A 19,275-nucleotide genomic window follows, 5' to 3' on the forward strand; every position below is an offset into this window, starting at 1 on the left:
CAAGGAGTTGCACATGGCAAAACACTTTTCTTTCGGCGGCGATCTAAGACATGACTTCAATGGAACCTCTTATGGAGGGGAACTTTCCAAAGGCAAAAGACGCAGTCAGCGTCCGCTTTCAAACTTTGAACCTATTCACTTGGTACTTAAGAGCAATAAAGCCTTCGGGCGAAGGTCCCTTTTACATCCGGCGAACAGAAAGATGCTTCTGAAATACACGCGAAGATTTGTGTTTCGTTTCAAGGTGAGACTTTACAGCTTTGCCAACGTCGGCAATCACATCCATATATTAATCCGCGCTCCTGATCGCAAAGCCTATGTCAGCTTTATCAGCGCCCTGACAGGAACCATCTCCAAAATGATCTTCAAATCCGCAGGCATGTGGGACCTTCGCCCCTTCACTCGCGTGACCTCTATGGGGCGAGGGTTCGGAATTGTGCGGAAGTATATAGAAAGAAACGTTGAGCAGGGACTGATGGTGGTGGAATCCATTATGAAGAAAGATCCCCTTTGGCGGCGGGCGGGATTTGATTCGGTGATTTGGTCCTGGGGATAGACCGGGGCGAGGGTCCCCAAAGCATGGGAAGAGGAGGTAGAAAGCTGACAGTGTGGTGAGTGAAATGTCACTGGTCCCGGAGTGAGACAGTGATTTATACAGATTCGGTTTTAAGTCTGTTCTGGTTAAGATGGCGAAGGACCTTTGGCATCGCTCTTGCCTTTATTCATAGTGAGACAACTTTTTAAAGGGGTTCCTATGAAGTCCGCAAAGTCTTATAAGAATGTTCTGGCAATGAGCTTTATCGCTACTTCCCTGACCATGGGAGCGTTCACTGCCCATGCCTTTGATATTCCGCTTGAGCCTAGAAAGCCAGTAACGGCATACCTGAAAAAAGACGCGGTTCAAAAGAACTCCCAAACCATCATCCTAGGTGTTGACGGTTTAAGTTATGCAGCCTTCGTAACCGCACAAAAACAGGGTCTGTTTAAAGACTTCGGCAACTTCGGCGCGCACGTCGCTCCATTCCCATCCATGACCGATCTGTCCTGGGCAACAGTGACCCACACTTCCGACATCTTCGGAGCTGCGGGCCGTATCAAATCTGTTGAAGCCACGTATTTTGATGAATCCTCCCAATCCATCCAGGGTGATCCACGCGACTATTACCGTCGTTTGGCGGCACCTAAATACTATATGGGTGCATTTGAATCCTTCTTCAACCCTTACGTTGAAGCCCTGATGTACTTCCCAACTGAAGAAGTTCCTAAACTTGAAATCAAAACCGTTATCGATGAGCTTTCCTCCGCCAAAGCAAAACCGGTTATGACCGGCTATGTGGGCGCTATCGATTCCACCGCGCACACGCAAAAAGATCGCCTTTTCCCCGTCATGCGCATCCTTGATGCTGAAATCAAACGCCTGATCAAAAACTATAAAGACAAGGGTGTCGAAGTTGAAATCGTACTGGTTTCCGATCACGGAAACATCGGTCGCTTCCAGGAAGGCGCACCAGAACAGGAACTGAATGGCGTTGATATCGCTGAAGTTATCAAACGTGCGGGCCTGAATAACGTTCAACAACTGAAAGAATCCAAAGACGTGGCTGTGCCTTTGATGGCATTGGGCACCTGGGGTCCCATTTATCTTAAAGACCGCAAACAAATGCCTAACCTGATCCAAGAGTTCAAAAAAGAAGCTTGGTTCGACATGGCCGTTTACATCAACCGCAACAACTCTTCTGACACATTGATGACAGTTGAAACCTCCACTGGTGGGGCGAAGGTCCAATATGACAAGAAGAATGGGTTGTATTATTACTATCCGGAAAAAGGGAATCCGCTGGATATTCCTAAAGAGTACCATTCAACCAAAGCAGCCCCTAAGGCCATGAAAGCGGATCAGGTTTTGAAGATCACGGCTTTGACTAAATATCCTGACTCTGTCTTCCGTCTGATTGAGTCGGCTTCTGAGCGCAATTTCGATTTCCCGGATTTCATCCTGACTTTGAAAGATGGCAACTATATCAAGTCTGCTTTGGGTGGTTTCACTAAAATGTACCGCACCCACGGTTCTTTGACGGCGGCTTCCAGCTTCGGTCTGGTGGCTTCCAACAAACGTCAGATCCCAGGCCAAATCCGCTCTAAAGACATCCTTCCATTCTTCGGTGTGGAAGCCAAAGACCTGTTCGGCGCAACAGCTCAACGCCATGAAAAATCCGGCCGCGAAGCTCTGCAAGAGGTCAACATCAACTCCCGCCGTGGTGTTGAAACTCAAGCCAAAGATCTGTCCCAAAAACGTATCTTCCAGCACCTGACCAGATTCGTGTCTGACACGCGTCCTTACTTCCTGGTATCTGAAATCAAGAGCTTCATGGATGCCTTCAAGTTTGATCCGTTCCAAAAACCAGGATCCAGCTCTATGAGCCCGATGAACTTTGATATCTCCAAGTTCGACGTCAACACTATGATCAATCCGGAAGACATCGGTGCGGTCACTGACGCTGTCCTGACTGCAGGTTCTGTTGAAAACCTGATGAACGACCCACGCATTGAAAAAGTAAAAGCGAAAGTCGGCATCCTTCAGGATACCAAAACCGCGAACCTGGATCTGAAAACCACAGACCTGACTTCCGGTGGCGGCATCATGAGCGACATCGCGAAATTCGTTCTGCCAGCAAAACGCGCGGTCATGAAAATGTACCAGCTGCCATACCTGCTGGAAAAATCCATCGTGGTTCAGGAAAAACCATTCCTGCCTGAAACACGTGACATGGTGTTTGCGAAAAACTGGGTTTCCACAAAAGAATCCCTGCGTTCCTCCTTCGCAAAATTAACTGACGTGAAACAAGCGACTAAAGCAAGTGCAGCGGAACAACTGTTGAAAGAAGCTATCAAGGAAGCAGACCTTGAAGACCGCATCTATCCAACCCCGCTGACGAAGATCTATAACTCCAAACTGGAAGACGTCACCCTGGTTTACGTTCCAGGCATCTATAACAGCATCTTCGACAAAGAGATCTTCTCTTTGGGTCTGAATGCTTTGCAGGATGATCTGGGTCTGCGTGTGATCCAGCCGCCAGTGGAATCCACGTGTGCGAGCGACCTGAACGCTGACATCATCATGAACTACATCCGTGATGACTATAAAATGCGCACGCAGCGTGGCCACAAGGCTCCTCGCTATGTGTTCCTGGGCTATTCCAAAGGTGCGGTGGATACACTTCACGCCTTTGTTAAAAACCCAAGTTTCGTATCCACATACGTAAAAGGTTTCGTGTCTGTAGCGGCTCCACTGCATGGTTCCAGCATCCTGAACACGACAGACGTTCCGTTTGCCCTGGTATCAGCATTGTCTGAAAACCAAGGTCCGGAGATCTGCCAGACTGAAAAAACCGCTTCCAAGTCCATTTCCCCGACGGCGATGGATTCTTTCTGGAGAAAAAACGAAAGATCTTTGATCGGTCTGACTCGTTACTTCTCTGTGACCTTTGAAAGTGACCCTGAAGATTCTCACATCTTCATGAAAGCCACAAAAATCATCGGTCAATTCGAAGAAAACAACGACGGTGTTGTGACAGTGTCTTCCTCCAAGTTCCCGGCGCGCCTGAAGGCTGTGGACATGGGCACCATCAAAGCCGATCACCTGGCGGGTATCCTGTCTTCCCGCTTCAACCAAAAAGCCTTCATGAAAGGTCTGGTGACGGCGCTGGCTGAAGCCAACATCACGGATGACAACGCCAACTTGGAATGGAACTCCCGCGTGATCCTGTCTGCGGCGAATGCCTCCCCGATCAAGAACCGCGCTTACTATTCTTTGGGTAAGCCAGGCGTTGCCAAGGTTATGCACCTGGGTCACGAAAATCTGGTGGACTTCCTGCCATACGGAAATTCTTACGAACTGAACCGTCAGGCTTTGCCAGCGATCGTGGATCCGGCAGACAGCTATGAAGTGAAAACGAAACTTCCACAGTCCCAGCTGCGTTATGATCCGTATGCGGTTCTGGATGTGGCAAAACTTCCGGATGTCATGGCTGGCGTGAAGGTGTCCCCTGCGACCAAGTCCAACATGCCTGAAGGTATCAACATCGAGTACCACCACCAGAACATGGTGCACTTCCGCATGGATCACCAGTTCAACTATGAATCCCGCACTCCGGGTGGCATGGATGACAACAAGGATTCCGGTTACATCACTGCTGAATTCAACGGTGAAAAAGACTGGGCTGCGATGAGAAGTAAAAACAACTCCATCCGTCTGACGACGATGGCGTACAGATTCTCTCCGGCGGAATTCTCGACGATGGATCTGAAACTGGCAGTTACCAAAGGCGTTAAAGGCGCGGACCCAGTGAAAGGAAAAACCGGCAAAGATGACTCGGCCTTCCAGGTTTGGTTCACGATCCGTGATGGCAAATCCAACGGCGACCGCACTTTGGTGGACCCTAAGAATGACAAGGTGATCTTGTTCGGTTACTACTGGGGTGACGAAGTGAACGGTGAAGTTCGTCAGGCCGGTTCCGTGTTCGAAAACTGGTACTCGAACAAAAACATCGTGGTGGCGACTTTGCCAGAAGCGAAACAGCTTCTGCTGAACAACCAGGACATGTTGGGCAAAGCTCAGAACTATAAGCGCAATCTGATGGAAGACCTGAAAAAAGCCTTCCCGGAAAGAAACGTCAGTGACTTTGAAATCGTGGCAATCACGATCCAGCACGATTCCAACGACGCGGAAGATTCTTCCGAGGCGTTCTTCAAGTCCCTGAAGTTCACACCTTAATCAGCCAGGAATTTGGGCGGGATCGAGTACAAAAGCTGTGCTCGGCCCGCTTCGGCTGACGAAAAAGATTCCAGCTCCAGACCGATAATGCCGCTTTTCTTCAAATCAATAAAACTTTCAGCCTTCATCGACAACATATAACTGGCAAACACGCTCAAATGCGGCTCGTGACCGACAATGGCGATGCGCTTGTAGTTGCGCCCTTGCACCCGCAGCCATTTTAAGAACGCCTGCGGAGGACTGTGCGGCACCAGCTCGGGTGCTTCGACCACTTTGGTTTCGAAATAGATTTGCGAAATGATCTCAGCCGTCTGGCGCGCACGGGTCAGCGGACTTGAGACAATCAGGTCGATTTCCTTCACATAATCACGCAGGTTTACGCAGACCTTCTGCATGCGCTTGCGACCCTTCAGGGTCAGCGGGCGCAGGTAGTCCTCTTGGCCCTTTTTGGCGAACTCTTCTTTGTCTTCAGCCACTGCGTGACGGATAATGATCAATTCCACTTAGGCACTACTCCGAATTTGAACTGGTGGATGAACTGGTATTTTCATCCACAAATGTAACCCGGGCTTTCGCAATTTGCATCAGGGTTTGATGCAAACCGACATCCTGCGAGTTCTGACGTACATAAGTCCCATCGGACTTCATTTCCCAGGACTGGCGTTGCTCTTTCACACACAAACTCAGGATTTCCCAGCACTTTTCTTTCAAACTGCGATCCAGAATCGGCACAATGGCCTCCACCCGGGCATGCAGATTGCGATACATCCAATCGGCAGATCCCAGATAGAACTCTCCGTCCACCGGGTCCTTTTCCCCGTTGCGGAAATAGAAAATGCGTGAATGCTCCAGGAAACGACCGATGATCGAGGTCACGCGGATGCGCTCACTCATGCCCGGGACCCCGGGACGAAGACAGCAGAAGCCCCGCACGATCATCTCGATATCAACCCCTTTTTGCGAAGCCGCGTACAGGGCCACAGCAATGTCGTTTTCTTCGAAGTTATTGAATTTGGCAATGATCTGCGCCGGACGACCCGCTTTGGCGTGTTCGGCCTCGCGTTCGATCATGGACTTAAAGCGCGAGAACATATTCACGGGCGCAATCAGCAGATTCTGATAGTTGCTCTTTAAAGATCTGCCCGTCAGATAATGGAAAAACTCCACCACATCATTGGTGATTTCTTCACGCGCCGTCAAAAGCCCCAGATCCGTATAGAATCGCGAAGTCGCCACGTTGTAATTTCCCGTCCCGATATGGCAGTAACAGCGCAAGCCCTCTTGCTCCTGACGAACCACCAGCGCGGTCTTGGCGTGAGTCTTCAAACCAACAACGCCATAAACCACATGCACGCCGGCATTTTCAAGTTCAGTGGCCCAATAGATATTGCGCTCTTCATCGAAGCGCGCCTTCAGCTCCACCAGACACACGACCTGCTTGCCCTGTTCGGCCGCACGAATCAGTGAGCGAATAAAGGGGCTGTTATCACCGGTTCGGTACAAAGTCATCTTGATCGCCAGCACCTTGGGATCTTCACTGGCCACACGAATGAACTTTTCCACCGAAGCCGCGAAGCTTTCATAGGGATGATGCACCAGCTGGTCCGCCATCTTAATGGCGTTAAACATCCCGTGTCCATCTTCGGCAAATGCGGGCGCCACCACCGGAGTGTAAGGATCAAATTTCAATTTCGGCAGATTTACATCCGAGATCACACCCAAGTCTGTGAAATCCAAAAGACTGGAGGTCTCATAAATGTCCTCTTCAATCAGCTCCAGTTCCTCCATCAGGAACTTCAGCATCCACGGATCCGGGTGCGGCCCGTGCTCCAGGCGCACCACTTCGGCAAAACGGCGCTGGCGCAGTTCTTCCTCAATGGCTTCCAGCAAGTCTTCCGCATCTTCCTGATCCTGGTCCGAATCGGCATTACGAGTCAGTCGGAACGGCATCACTCCCAGCACCTGCATGGCCGGGAACAGATCCGCCAGATTTTCCTTGATCACATCCAAAAGACTGATGAAGCGATAATCCTTGCTTTCAGCATCAGTACGAATCCACTGCGGCAAAACTTTGGGGATTTTCACCCGGGCAAAGAGCTTTTCTTCACTTCCGGGATGTTTCAGGGTCACTCCTAAAGAAATCGACAGATTCGAGATGAACGGGAATGGATGTCCTGGATCCACCGACAGCGGCGTCAGTACCGGGAAGACATTGCGGTTATAGTACTTTTTGACACTTTCTTTTTCTTTGTCAGAAAGGTCCTTCCAAGAAAGCAGATGGATGCCTTCTTTTTCCAGAGCAGGCTTAAGCACCTTGTTGTAGGCATGAGCCTGATCCTGAATCATCGGAATCACAAACTGACGGATTTCCTGCAACTGATGCATCGGTGTTTTTCCGTCAGACGATTTGGCGGAAACACCATAGGCCATGTGACGTTTCAAACCGCCCACACGTTTCATAAAGAACTCATCCAGATTGGATCCGGAGATGCTTAAGAATTTCACACGCTCCAACAAAGGATTGCGTGCGTCCTCGGCTTCAGCCAACACCCGTCTGTTGAAATTCAGCCAGCCGATCTCCCGGCTGGAGAAAAGACTTTCAGATGACAGAGGATGTTCGACAACCTTCGGCTTGCGTGTAGATTTCTTTTTCGATGTGCGTTTCGGCGAAGCCGCTTTGGGCGTGTTCAAAAGAATCCTCCTTGACTCCTAACTCTCTTATTTCACAATAAAGCGACTTCTTTAGCAATGTCTTACCAGGAACAACGACATGCAAAATACTCCAAAAGAATGGTCGCTCATTGAGCGCATCCGTTATCGGGTCCAGCGTCAAAATGATCACACCAAAGTACCGCTAGGTGACGATGCCTTTGTTTTCAGGAATTATCCTGGCTACTCGGTGATTTGCCAGGACATGATGGTCGAGGGAGTTCACTTTGAACTCGACTATTTCAGCGCCTTTGATCTGGGTTACAAGTCGTTGGCGGTGAATCTGAGTGACATCGCCGCCATGGGGGCCCTTCCCCATTTTGCGCAAGTGTCCCTGGCCCTGCCTAAAAAACTAAATGAATCTTGGCTTGACGACTTCTACAAAGGCATGACCAGTTTGGCTGATGACCATCACATGCAAGTGGTCGGTGGTGATCTGGCGGCGTCTCCGGACCGCCTGGTGGTGGATGTCAGTGTGCACGGGTCTTGCGAAAACCCGCTGACCCGCAAAGGCGCAAAGCCCGGCGACCTGCTATTGTGTAGTGGACCTTTGGGGTTGTCTTTCACTGGCATGACCGCTTTGCAGAAAAAACTTTCCGGCTTTGATGACGCCAAAGAACGGCATCTGCGTCCGAAGCCCCGCCTGGATCTTGTGGCCAGTCTGCAAAAACAGCACACCCGCATTCATGCCCTGATGGACTGCAGTGATGGCCTGGTGAATGATGCCTTGCAGTTGCGACCACCGAATGGCGGTTTTCATCTTTTTGCTGAGAATCTCCCCTTGCACCCAGACAGTGAAAGCCTTGCCGTGGATCTGCACTTGAATCCACAGGACTTTGTTCTTTGGGGTGGCGAGGATTACGAACTTCTCATGGCGGTCCACCCCGAGGACTATGAATATTTCCCGGAATGGAAGATGATTGGACAATTCACAGAAGATCCTCGCGTCTTTGTGAGTCACCCGGATCACCATGAGGAGATTAAAGAGTTCAAAGGCTGGAAACACTTCCCAGGCTGAAATTTCTCAAATCGAGACAGCCCTTTGGCTTCAGAAAGACCGGCAACGGGCCGAAAAGTACAGCATGACAAGTCTTGCTCGCTATCACGGCCGATCACCACGCTACATTCTCAACACTGAGGACGAGAGCCTGGTTCGCGTGGCGGGCCCCAAGCAAGTCCCTTGGGAAGAAGGCACTGAGATCAAAAACGTCTCTTTGACGGGTTTGGCTTTCACTGCGCCGGATGATTTGTGCCCACTTCTGGGCGAAGTCGTGAAAATCCAGTTCACCCCACCGGGTTCACGCCAGATGGCGTGCTATGGAATTGTCACACGACTTGAGAACATCTCGGACTCACGCATGCTGGTGGGCATTCACTTCTATAAACTTGAAATGCAGCAAAGAATCGTACTTGCCCAGGGTCTGGCGCGCAAATTCAAAGAAAGCCAGGAACGCGGTCAGATCGATGATATGCTGAACCGCCCGCGCAGCTCGGTCAGCTTTGCCAACTTGCCACAACTGGTGTTGATGGGCCTTTTGGCGACGTTGTGGTGCGCGACGGTCTGGGCACTTTTGCGCTTTGAGTATTCCGGTCTTTATAAGATGCTTTTAAGCCTTTTCTCTTAGGCGAAATAAACTTCCTTCAAACGTTTGTAGGCAAAGTCCATGAAGCGCTTCACCTTCTGGGACGTTTCTTTCGTGTCGGGTGAAACCAGACTGACAGAGACTTCATCTCCGCGCAGATTTTTATGAATCTGAACCATGCGGCCGTCACGCAATTCATCCTTGCACAAAAACTCGGGCACAAAAGCATACCCTTTTCCCAGACGAGCCAGATTCAGAAGCATTTCCGGATTGTTCGCGGTGACGATCGGATTGGTTTTCAACGTCAGACGTTTTCCGTCAGAAGACCTAACAACCTCAAGCTTTGGCTGCTGGGTCAGTCCCAAGAATGGTGCCGCCGCAAGCTTTGTCAGATCTTCCCCCACACGGTAGCGCTCCAAAAAGCCCGGGGACGCCACCAGCAAGTTTCGCACGGTGCCGATCTTACGCGCCCGCAAAGAGCTGTCTTTCAGGTTCCCGATGCGGATCCCCACATCGACTGATTCTTTCACCAGATCCACATAGGCTTGAGTCAGATACAGATCAAATCGCACTCGCGGATACTGGCGCGTGAATTCATCCACAATCAGAGGAAGGTGTTTCACACCCATATCATCCGACGCCGTGACACGAATCACACCCGAGATTTCAGCGGTCGATTCACTGACCTCTCCGGTGAGGGTTTCAAGTCCTTCAATCAGGCCGCGAGCGCGTTCATAATAAATGCGCCCCATCTCGGTCAGCTGGAACTGGCGCGTGGTGCGATATATCAGCTGCACGCCCAGATCTTTTTCCAAGGCTGACAGCCTGCGGCTGACGCGGGACTTCGGTTGTTTCAAAACCTCGGCCGCCTTGGTGAAGCTGCCGCTTTGAACAAGTTTAACGAATGTGCGTATCTGATTGAGATCTAACTGTTCCATATGTGCAACAGTATATTCCGAATATGTCACCTTTCGCAATAATCAAAAACGCACGATACTAATTCCGTTGAAACAACATAAAAGGAGAAATTCACATGAAAGCACTTATTCTTGGTTCCCTGGTTACCTTGGCTGGTATGTCCGCATTTGCAAAATCCATCCCGGCGGGTTCTTACAACATCGACCCGGCCCACTCAAAAATTGGTTTTGAAATTCCTCACCTGGTCATTTCCACGGTGGAAGGTCGTTTTGCTCAATTTGATGGAACTTTGGACGTGGACGCAAAACTTGAAAAGTCTAAAGCCAAATTGAACATCGAAGTGGCCAGCATCAGCACCGAAAACAAAGACCGTGACGATCACTTGAAAAGCCCGGACTTCTTTGATGTGGCCAAAAATCCTAAAATGACCTTTGTCACAAAAAAGATCACTGGCACACCGGACAATCTGAAAATTGTTGGCGATTTGACCTTGAAGGGTAAAACTAAAGAAGTGACTTTGGATGCCAAATACCTGGGTGATGTGAACGACGCCTACGGCAACAACAAAGTGGCATTCACTGCGACTGGCAAGATCAACCTCAAGGATTTCGGTCTGAACTGGAGCAGTGTTGTGGAAGCAGGTCCGGTTGTGGGTGATGAGGTGACTTTGATCCTCAAAATCCAGGCTGGCAAACCAGCTCCGAAGAAAGGTTAATATGTCAGTGATGCCTGTGCTTTTTATTGGTCACGGTTCTCCGATGAATGCTCTGGACAAGAACGCCTTCACAGAGACCTTGAATAAACTGGGTAAGTCCCTGCCAAAACCACAGGCCGTTCTTTCTGTCTCTGCGCACTGGGAGACAGAAGGAACGAAGGTTCTTTATAATCCCGACCCTCCCACGATTCACGATTTCTACGGATTCCCTAAAGCCCTGTTTGATATGCAGTACCCGGCGCGAGGCCCACTGAGCATCGCCCACGAAACCCAACGCCTGCTGCCAAAGTCTGAGCTTTATGACAAATGGGGTTTGGATCACGGCACGTGGTCCGTTCTGGCGCACATGTACCCACACGCAGATATTCCCACTTATCAAGTCAGCCTGGACGTGACCAAAACAAACCAACAACATCTGGAGCTGGGAAAACTGCTGCGCCCGTTGCGTGACAAAGGTGTTCTGATCGTTGCCAGCGGCAACATCGTTCACAACTTAAGTTTGATTCAATGGAAAAACAAAGACGGCAGCTTCCCGTGGGCCGAAGAGTTCGACGGCCAAATCAAAGCCGCCCTGGAAGCACGCGACACCAAAACCCTGACCGACTATGAAGCCCTGGGTGAAAGTGCCGCACTGAGCGTTCCCACGCCAGAGCACTATCTGCCCTTGCTGTATGCGTTTGGCGCCAGCACCGAGGAAGACCGCATTTCTTATCCTTACGAAGGGTTTGAAATGGGCTCCCTGTCGATGCGTGCGGTGATGTGGAGCCGTTAGAACATAGGCTTCGCAACCGCCAGCCAGATCGCGGCACTTCCCAACACTGAAAGCACGGCCATATTGGTGAAAGTCCATTGTGGCTTCTTACGCACGATAAACGCCCAGATCCCCAACATCACCCAGATCGCGGTTTTAGCCCGGCCCCAGTTGGGAAAATTCGCCCCCATCCCCAGAGTCTCCACCAGCCCATAGGCGCTGGCAAAAAGCGCCAGCCAGGAAACTCCATGCAGAGCATAGCTGAATTTTCTGAATTTCTGCGCCGGCTCCCCGATCGCCACGGCCACCAGCATGAAACCAAAACTTACAAACATCAGGGTCAGACTGATCAGATGGATCATCTTATAAGTAAAATAATTCACGAATTCTCCTTTAGGCACAAGCCAAGCGATTAAATTGCTTGCGTGATTTTTAGCTGATGCTACAACCTCAAGTTAACTTGAGGTCAAAGAATAAAATGCCTGCCAAAACCAAAACCCCTGCTCTTTCAACCGAACTTTCAGTCGGCGAAGTCGCCACTCGCAGTGGCATCTCGGTTCCGACGTTGCATTTCTATGAATCCAAAGGACTGATTAAAAGTCATCGCAACAACGGCAATCAGCGCCGCTTTGACCGCTCGGTTTTACGTCTGATTTCAATAATTAAGATCTCCCAGCATCTGGGTATGAGTCTGGAGCAAATCAAAGATCACCTGTCATCGCTGCCGCAGGATCATGCCCCGACGGCGACGGAATGGAAACGACTGACCAAGAAATGGAATGACGATCTAGAAGAGCGCATCAAATTGCTGCAGCTCTTACAATCGCAACTAGCCAGCTGCATCGGGTGTGGGTGCATGTCCCTTAAGGAATGTCCGTTAAGAAACCCGGAGGATCGCTACGGCAAAAAAGGGACCGGCGCACAACGCTTAAGAGAACAATGTCAGAAATAAAAAAAGCCCCGTGGCCAACCTGCCACCGGGCTTTTTGCTTTTAGGCCTCCAGGCCCTCTTCGCCAACAGCGGCGAAAGCTTGTTTGGTTTTCGCGCGAACCTCGTCACGCTTCTTGAACTTATCCATCAGCAGATACACCGCCGGAACTACGAACAAGGTCAGCGCGGTGGACACCACAACACCCCCGATAAGACAAATCGCCATCGGGCGCATGGTTTCGGACCCCGCGCCACGCGCCGTCGCCGACGGAATCGCCGCAGCCACCGTCGCGACGGATGTCATCAGGATCGGTCGAAGACGTGTCGGACACGCTTCAATCAGCGCATCCAGCGCCGCACTGGTCCCACGGTCACGGACGGTGTTGGTGAATTCAATCAGCAAGATGGAATTCTTTTTCACGATACCCATCAACAACAACAAACCAATCATCGAGAACATGTTCAAAGACTGCCCCGTGATCAAAAGTGCAAAGAACGCCCCGCTGAAGCTGAATGGCAATGCCATCAGGATCGTCACTGGATCGATAAAGGAATTGAACTGGCTGGCCAGAACCATGTAGGCGATCACCAGACCCATCACCAAAGCAAAGATCAAGCTTTGGAAGGACTCCTTAAAGGTCTTGGAGCTTCCGCCCTGATCGATCATGTAACCGGGCTCCAGCATCTTTTTCGCCGCGTCTTCAATATAAGCCATGGCCGCCTGCTGGGACACCCCCGGCTTCATATTCGCCGTGACTGTGATCGCACGCTGACGGTTGGATCGCGAAATCGACTGCAAGCTGGAGGTTTGCACTTCTTTGGTCACTTTCGGCAACGGGATCAGGTTGCCTCGACTGTTGCCGACAAACAGAGTTTTGATCTCGCCCATTGGATCACCCTGATCCAGAAGCTTCAGTTTGATATCGTAACGGTGTCCGCCTTGTGGGTACTCTCCGGCTTTCACACCACCGATCAGCGCACTGACTGTGGAGCCGATGGAAGAAATGCTGACCCCGTGCTGAGCCGCCGCCAGGCGATCCGGCTGAACTTGAATCTCTGGCATACCCAGCAGATAGTTGGAATCCACATCGACCATCAGACCGCTGTCAGTCATGGCCTTCATCATGTCTTCGGTGTACTTCGCCAGCTTATCCCAGTCTGAACCCAGGATCGTAAATTCGATCGGATACCCGCGACCACCCGAGAAACCCTGCTGAGACAGATCCATCAGGACCGGACGCATGTCTTCGATCTTGGAAAGATTCTTACGAGCCACTTGCATGAACTCCTGCTGGGACAGAACTTTCCCGGTCTCAGGGTCCTTGCCGCGTTCGTTCTTTTCTTTCATGGTGATAAACATCATCGTGACATTGGAATCAGAAACCCCGCCGCCGAAGCCACCCAAGGCCGCATACACCTGCTTGATTTCAGGACGGGACAACAGCCACTGCTCGGCTTTTTTGGTTTGCTGGTCCGTGTACGCCAAGGACGTTCCCACCGGCATGATCAAACGGGCCATAAAGATGCTCTGATCCTGGGCCGGGCTCATTTCTTTGTTCAGGAACTTGATGGAAATAAAGGACACCGCCACAAACACCAAAGAACCGATCAACACCTTCCATGGGTGCTGCAAACTGACACGCAGCCAGCGGTCGTAACCAATGCGCGTGTTTTCCATCAGGGCCTCAAAGCCCTTGCCCAGTTTGGTTTTTCGTTCACCATGGTGAACGAAGCCCGCACAACGCATCGGTGTGATCGTCAAAGACTCCACCAGCGACAGGAACACGGCGATAGAGATTGTCACCCCGAACTGCATGAAGAACTTCCCGATGATACCCTTCATGAAGGCCACCGGCAGGAAGATCGCAATCACGGCCGCGGTGGCTGCCATCGCCGCAAACGAAATCTCGCGCGCTCCAAGGATCGCGGACTCGATACGCCCCCGCCCGTTTTCATTGTACCGGAAGATATTTTCCAGAACCATGATGGCATCATCCACGACGATACCGATTGCCAGGGTCAGGCCCAACAGCGTGAACGTGTTGAGCGTGTAACCCAGGAAATAAAGACCGATGAAGGCCCCCAACAACGACGTCGGAATCGACAACAGCACGTTGAAGGTCGCCGACCAGCTGCCCAGGAACATCCAGCACACCAGGGACGTGAAGATCACCGCCAGAACCAAGTGCTTGTTCAACTCGCCCACGGACTGCTCGATGAACTTGGTGCTGTCAAAGTTCACCTGAAGATTCATGCCCGGAGGCAGAGTTTTTTGAATGACAGTGATTTGTTCTTTCACCGCGCGCGCCACCGACACGGCATTGGTGCCACGCTGTTTGCGGATCCCCAGACCCAGCGCCGTCTTCCCGTTAAAGCGGGACATACGTTCAATTTTGTCCAGCCCCATGCTGGCATCGGCCACCTGGCGGATTTTTACCATGTTGGTCGGATCGGCCACAGTCACACCCGCACGGCGGCTGATCACGATGTTGCGGAATTCCTCTTCCGTTTTTGCCTCACCCATCGTGCGCACGTTGAAGGTTTTTTTGTCGGTCTGGATATAACCACCCGGAAGCTCGGAATGCTCATTGCGGATGGCATCAACCACGTCATTCACAGAGATATTATAACGAAGCAGATCTTTCGGGCGCACATGCACTCGCATCACCGGATCGGTGTAACCACCCAGGAAGATGTCACCGACACCTTCCACCGTCGTGAAGCGGTCCTTCAGATAGTCACGCGCATAGCGCATCAGGAATTCCGGGTCTTCTTTATCGTAAGTCAGGGCCAACCACAGAATGGGCTGATCATCGGGATTGGTTTTGGAAATGGACGGAGGATCCACGTCGTCCGGAAGCATTCTTTGAATGCCCGAGATTTTCGCCTGCACGTCCTGAACCGCCAGATCGATATTACGATCCAGGTCAAATTCCACCGTGATGCTGGCGCTGCCGGTTTTACTGCTGGATTTGATGGATTCGATCCCCTCCACCGTCATCAGTGAGGATTCAATCGGATCCACCACCTGAGTTTCCATAACTTCGGGAGCTGCCCCATCCAGACTAACGCTCACCGTCACGGTTGGGAAATCAACATCCGGCATCTGGCTGACGCCCATGCGAGAAAACGAAATCAGTCCGAAAATCATCAGACCGAACATCAGCATCCACGCAAATACAGGATTCTTAATAGAAATATCCGACAGTCTCATAAATACCCCTCTAAAGACCGAAACACTCTAGGCAATCCACCCCCATTAGTCATTAGGATTCCTATCAACACAGCGGCTCATAAGGCCTTGATATTAAAGGATTTATAAAGGCCCCCAAAGGACCACTGGCAGAGGTTGACAGCCCCCACCCCTCGGACTATTCCTGACGCACATTTATTCGGGGAGTGCACTATGAAATGGGGATTTCTGTTAGCCGTTATTTTCTCTTCTGCTATCTGCAGCGCTCAAAGCTTGCGAGACATGGCAGTTGCTGAAGCAAAGTACGACGGCCTTGCAAAACAAAGCGCCACCGACGCTCAAGTGTCCGGCATGCTGACGCTGAAAGATCCCCGCCCGGAAATCATCACACGCAGCTGGAAATATTTCGCCGGCTTCTCTGTGCAAAGCTTCCAACCGGAAGGCATCGCCACCAAAGATGGCTCCGGTTCTTTTGACTTGAGCAAAAATGGCACAACTGTGATGCCGGGTCTTGAACTGGGTGTGATGAGCCCTTCCCTGCAAACCAAAGCAGTTTTGTGGACGCTGGGTCTTCGCGCCAAGGGCGGCTTTGCTTCTCAAAGTGCTTCCGTGAAACTGGATTCCGGTTACGAAATCGACGATGCCCGTTTGAACACCATCATGTTCAGCGCCGGTCCCGTGATCAGCATGGGCTGGGAACGCCTGCCATGGCTTTCTTTGAACGTGTCCCCGCAATTTGGAAACATCAGCTACACCCAAAGCAGCTCCAACGACTTTGCGACTTTCAGCAAATCCAGCGCTTACGAATCCATGAACTATGGAGTTGATGTGATGCTGAATAAAAAGTGGTCTGTATTCACTGAATGGTCCCAAAGAACTGTTAAAGACAACAATGAGATCGCACTTCAAAAAGACAACTTTGAGCTAGGAACAAAAGTAACATGGTAAAAATCCTTCTTGCACTACTTGGCACGACAACAATCCAGGCAGCGTATGCCCAGCAGGCTCCTGCAAAGAAAGAGATCACGCTGACTCAAAAAGACGTGGCCGAACTGGTTTTAAAGCAAGGCCTTAAAACCAAGGAAGTCAATTTGAAGTACCAGCAGTTCCGTTTGACTCCTGCATTGGCGCTTTCTGCTTATGACTGGGTTTTAAATGCTGAAACTGGTTTTGAGTACGACAAATCCGCGGGCCTGCTTTCCAACTCCACTCCGGTGGAAGCAAAATACGAACGCTATCGCACAACGGTGGGTTTGAAAAAACCTTTCACCACCGGGACCACTCTGGGCATTGAGCTAAGCCGTCTTTCCCAGCAAGTTGAGTTTGACAGTGTTGTGACGAATCCTCCTCCGGGCGAGCAGACTTTGGACAGTGCCGGATTGCTATTGGAACAAGCCCTTTTGGGGAACTTCTTCGGGGTTGCTGACCGTGGCACCGTGAATTCAGCCGAGCTGACTTATCAGGCGGAAAGCATCAACCGCGCCAACGAACTGGAAGAGGTCGTGCTAGAGTCGATCCGTCAGTTCTGGAACACTTATGTTGCACAGGAAAACTTCAAAGAATCCGTGGCTTCCCGTGACCGCTACAAAAAGCTGGTCGATGCAGTGAAACGCAAAACCTCTTTGGGTTATTCCAATCCAGGGGATCTGCCGCAGGTGCAGGCGGAATTTGAAACCCGCGAACAAAAAGTAAAAACGTCCTCAACCGAGTATCTGGACAATCTGGAAAATCTGGTGACGTTGCTTTCTTTGGAACCCGGCACTGAAGTCCGCTTCCAGATCCCGGGCAACATTCCAACCGTGCCAAAGCTGCCACTTAAAAAAGTGGAAGAGCTGCGCACCATCCGTTCCCAAAAACTGAAGGTCGAAGCGGCCCAGGAATCGCTGACGGCGGCAGAATCCCTGAGCTATCCGACTTTGAATTTCGTCGGCCGTGTGTACACCACGGGTGTGGATGAAAACGCGAACGATGCTTATTCTGACGTCGTGTCCGGCACCCGTCCGAAGTACTACATGGGTCTGAGATTCCAGTACAACTTCGGTTCTGACATCCAGAACGAGCAAATCATCAACAAGAAGCTTTCCAAAGATCTGGAATCCACCCGCCTTAGCCGCCAGTTGCTGGAAGCTGAAGACCTTGAAATCCAGGCCCAGCGCAAAGTGCAGTCCACTTATGCGGTGGTGCTGAGCGCGGAAAAACAAAAAGGCTATCGTGAAAAAGCCTCTCAGGAACTGAACCGTTCCTACAATCAGGGTCGTACGGATATCTCGATCCTGATCACGGCGATGAACAACTATTTCGACTCGGAAGTTCAATACATGCGTGCCATGGGTGATTACGCCATTGCGCTGAATGAATGGGCGGCTTCCCGTGACGAATTGATTCCTGACGATGCTTCGTCAGCTGATTACACTGAAAATAAATAATAAGAGGGGTTACCATGTTGAAAAAACTAATTCTTGCAGCGACAGTTCTAAGTCTTGCAGCCTGTGCGTTTGATCAGGACAAAAACGCCGGCAAACAGCGCGAGATCGAACTTAATGGAAAGTTGCAACAAACTTACAAACCTGTGATCGGCACTTACGTGGGCCAAATCACAACAGCTGACGGCACTCAGGATCTGGAAGTCAAATTCTTCGAACTGAAAGTCGATAACGGCGCGAAGAACTCTGACGGTTCCACTCGTTTGCATTCCACTCTTTACGCGACTTACAAGCGCATCAACCCGGCTGGTGAAAGCTATGACTTCGTGGTTGGCTTTGCTCCAGAAACCGGCGACCTGACTTTGGTGAACGTAAAAGACATCAAATCCCTGGGCCGTGACGAAATCCAGACTGTTGACGCTAAAATCAGCGGCAACAACATCCTGGGTGAAGCTAAAGCCATCTCGGGCCCGAAAGGCATCGTGAGACTTTCTTTGAAAGCCCGCGAAAGTGAGTCCACGGGCGGCGGCAAGGAAGAGTTTGCCTACTATGAAAGACTGCGTGCGCAGCTGACAGCGATCTCTGGAACTTACGTGGGCCAGATGGATCAGGGCAACTCCGGCCCGGTAAAAGGCGTTGTGGGCATCACATTGCGCCTTTATGTTCAGGAAACTGTGAAGGAAGGCTCTACTGTGACCATCCCTCGTCTGATGGGTGAATTGAACCGCGCGGACGATCCAGGCCACACGGCAGACCTGACTTTGAACGGTGTTTACGAAGCCGATCTTGCAGAGCCACGCCTGACTTTGACTGGTAAACCGGCTCGCGATCTGAACTCCAAATTTGAAGCAGCTATTTATGGCAAACTTGTAAATGGTGTTTTGGAAGGCGCTCTGACATCTAATTACTCCATGTCAGGCAAATTGATCCTGAAAAAACAATAGTCCCGCAAAGGACGAAGCAAGGAGATTTGAGATGAAGAAACTACTGGTGATTGCAATTGGATTCCTGGCCCAGCCGGCTTTGGCACTGAATGTGCCGTCGGTCGTTGATTCCGTGGAATACACTTACAACGTGCAGTGTTCTTTTTCTCATTTCTCGAAAAACGAATTTTGCTTCAACTATATCTGCAAGTACAAAAAGTACTATGTGTGTGAAGGTGACCAGGGTGTTTTGGACCTGATCCTGAACATCAAGACCGTTCGATATCCGAATGAAACAGCCAAAGAAGAAGTCACAAACTACAGCGTACAACCAAGATAAAAAAAGGGGCCTTGA

Annotated in this window: 16 protein-coding genes; 11 read left to right on the top strand and 5 right to left on the bottom strand. The window is 50.8% G+C overall.

Annotation, left to right across the window (positions count from 1 at the left end; all coding sequences use genetic code 11):
• Window positions 1-13: 13 nt before the first annotated feature.
• Window positions 14-556, top strand: a complete 543-nt coding sequence (locus tag AC04MQ_RS13490) for a transposase (RefSeq protein ID WP_475392315.1) — start codon at window positions 14-16, stop codon at window positions 554-556.
• Between the two features lie 198 nt (window positions 557-754).
• A complete protein-coding gene (locus AC04MQ_RS13495) occupies window positions 755-4,774 on the top strand; it encodes a hypothetical protein (protein ID WP_475392316.1) in 4,020 nt (1,339 codons plus the stop codon).
• Here AC04MQ_RS13495 and AC04MQ_RS13500 read toward each other — a convergent pair.
• Together AC04MQ_RS13500 and ppk1 are read right to left on the bottom strand one after the other, a co-directional pair.
• Window positions 4,771-5,277: a SixA phosphatase family protein gene (locus AC04MQ_RS13500; protein WP_475392317.1), complete on the bottom strand. Its 507-nt coding sequence runs from the start codon at window positions 5,275-5,277 to the stop codon at window positions 4,771-4,773. The genes AC04MQ_RS13495 and AC04MQ_RS13500 overlap by 4 nt on opposite strands.
• Window positions 5,278-5,284: 7 nt before the next feature.
• A complete protein-coding gene (gene ppk1 / locus AC04MQ_RS13505) occupies window positions 5,285-7,465 on the bottom strand; it encodes a polyphosphate kinase 1 (protein WP_011163545.1) in 2,181 nt (726 codons plus the stop codon).
• Between the two features lie 79 nt (window positions 7,466-7,544).
• Between ppk1 and thiL the strand changes: the two genes are divergently transcribed.
• Both thiL and AC04MQ_RS13515 read left to right on the top strand, forming a co-directional pair.
• Window positions 7,545-8,501 carry a thiamine-phosphate kinase gene (gene thiL / locus AC04MQ_RS13510; RefSeq protein ID WP_011163544.1) on the top strand — a complete coding sequence of 319 codons (957 nt, stop codon included), beginning with the start codon at window positions 7,545-7,547 and terminating at the stop codon, window positions 8,499-8,501.
• A 64-nt stretch (window positions 8,502-8,565) separates the two neighbouring features.
• Window positions 8,566-9,108: a PilZ domain-containing protein gene (locus AC04MQ_RS13515; RefSeq protein ID WP_011163543.1), complete on the top strand. Its 543-nt coding sequence runs from the start codon at window positions 8,566-8,568 to the stop codon at window positions 9,106-9,108.
• Here AC04MQ_RS13515 and AC04MQ_RS13520 read toward each other — a convergent pair.
• Complete coding sequence (locus tag AC04MQ_RS13520; protein WP_048349707.1) at window positions 9,105-10,004, bottom strand: LysR family transcriptional regulator; 900 nt, start codon at window positions 10,002-10,004, stop codon at window positions 9,105-9,107. The genes AC04MQ_RS13515 and AC04MQ_RS13520 overlap by 4 nt on opposite strands.
• Window positions 10,005-10,099: 95 nt before the next feature.
• Between AC04MQ_RS13520 and AC04MQ_RS13525 the strand changes: the two genes are divergently transcribed.
• Together AC04MQ_RS13525 and ygiD are read left to right on the top strand one after the other, a co-directional pair.
• Window positions 10,100-10,699: a YceI family protein gene (locus AC04MQ_RS13525; RefSeq protein ID WP_475392318.1), complete on the top strand. Its 600-nt coding sequence runs from the start codon at window positions 10,100-10,102 to the stop codon at window positions 10,697-10,699.
• A gap of 1 nt (window position 10,700) precedes the next feature.
• Window positions 10,701-11,471: a 4,5-DOPA-extradiol-dioxygenase gene (ygiD, locus tag AC04MQ_RS13530; RefSeq protein WP_475392319.1), complete on the top strand. Its 771-nt coding sequence runs from the start codon at window positions 10,701-10,703 to the stop codon at window positions 11,469-11,471.
• Here ygiD and AC04MQ_RS13535 read toward each other — a convergent pair.
• On the bottom strand, window positions 11,468-11,833 hold the full coding sequence (locus AC04MQ_RS13535; protein WP_038450983.1) for a hypothetical protein: 366 nt from the start codon (window positions 11,831-11,833) through the stop codon (window positions 11,468-11,470). The two genes, ygiD and AC04MQ_RS13535, sit on opposite strands and share 4 nt — an antisense overlap.
• A 95-nt stretch (window positions 11,834-11,928) precedes the next feature.
• Here AC04MQ_RS13535 and soxR point away from each other — a divergent pair, with 95 nt between their 5' ends.
• Complete coding sequence (gene soxR, locus AC04MQ_RS13540) at window positions 11,929-12,402, top strand: redox-sensitive transcriptional activator SoxR (protein WP_475392320.1); 474 nt, start codon at window positions 11,929-11,931, stop codon at window positions 12,400-12,402.
• Window positions 12,403-12,442: 40 nt separating this feature from the next.
• Here soxR and AC04MQ_RS13545 read toward each other — a convergent pair whose 3' ends face one another.
• Window positions 12,443-15,595 (bottom strand): efflux RND transporter permease subunit, encoded by a 3,153-nt coding sequence (locus AC04MQ_RS13545; RefSeq protein ID WP_011163537.1) that lies wholly within the window; start codon window positions 15,593-15,595, stop codon window positions 12,443-12,445.
• A gap of 192 nt (window positions 15,596-15,787) precedes the next feature.
• Between AC04MQ_RS13545 and AC04MQ_RS13550 the strand changes: the two genes are divergently transcribed.
• From AC04MQ_RS13550 to AC04MQ_RS13565, 4 genes are read left to right on the top strand one after another with little or no spacing between them, the layout of a single operon-like run.
• The gene (locus AC04MQ_RS13550) at window positions 15,788-16,522 is read left to right on the top strand and encodes a hypothetical protein (protein ID WP_475392321.1); all 735 of its coding nucleotides are present in this window, start codon (window positions 15,788-15,790) and stop codon (window positions 16,520-16,522) included.
• Complete coding sequence (locus tag AC04MQ_RS13555) at window positions 16,516-18,000, top strand: TolC family protein (protein ID WP_475392322.1); 1,485 nt, start codon at window positions 16,516-16,518, stop codon at window positions 17,998-18,000. Before AC04MQ_RS13550 ends, AC04MQ_RS13555 begins: the two co-directional genes overlap by 7 nt.
• Window positions 18,001-18,014: 14 nt before the next feature.
• Window positions 18,015-18,941, top strand: a complete 927-nt coding sequence (locus AC04MQ_RS13560; RefSeq protein WP_015090113.1) for a hypothetical protein — start codon at window positions 18,015-18,017, stop codon at window positions 18,939-18,941.
• A gap of 31 nt (window positions 18,942-18,972) precedes the next feature.
• Window positions 18,973-19,260: a hypothetical protein gene (locus AC04MQ_RS13565; protein WP_015090112.1), complete on the top strand. Its 288-nt coding sequence runs from the start codon at window positions 18,973-18,975 to the stop codon at window positions 19,258-19,260.
• Window positions 19,261-19,275: the final 15 nt, after the last annotated feature.

This window comes from Bdellovibrio sp. MYbb2, assembly GCF_056175685.1.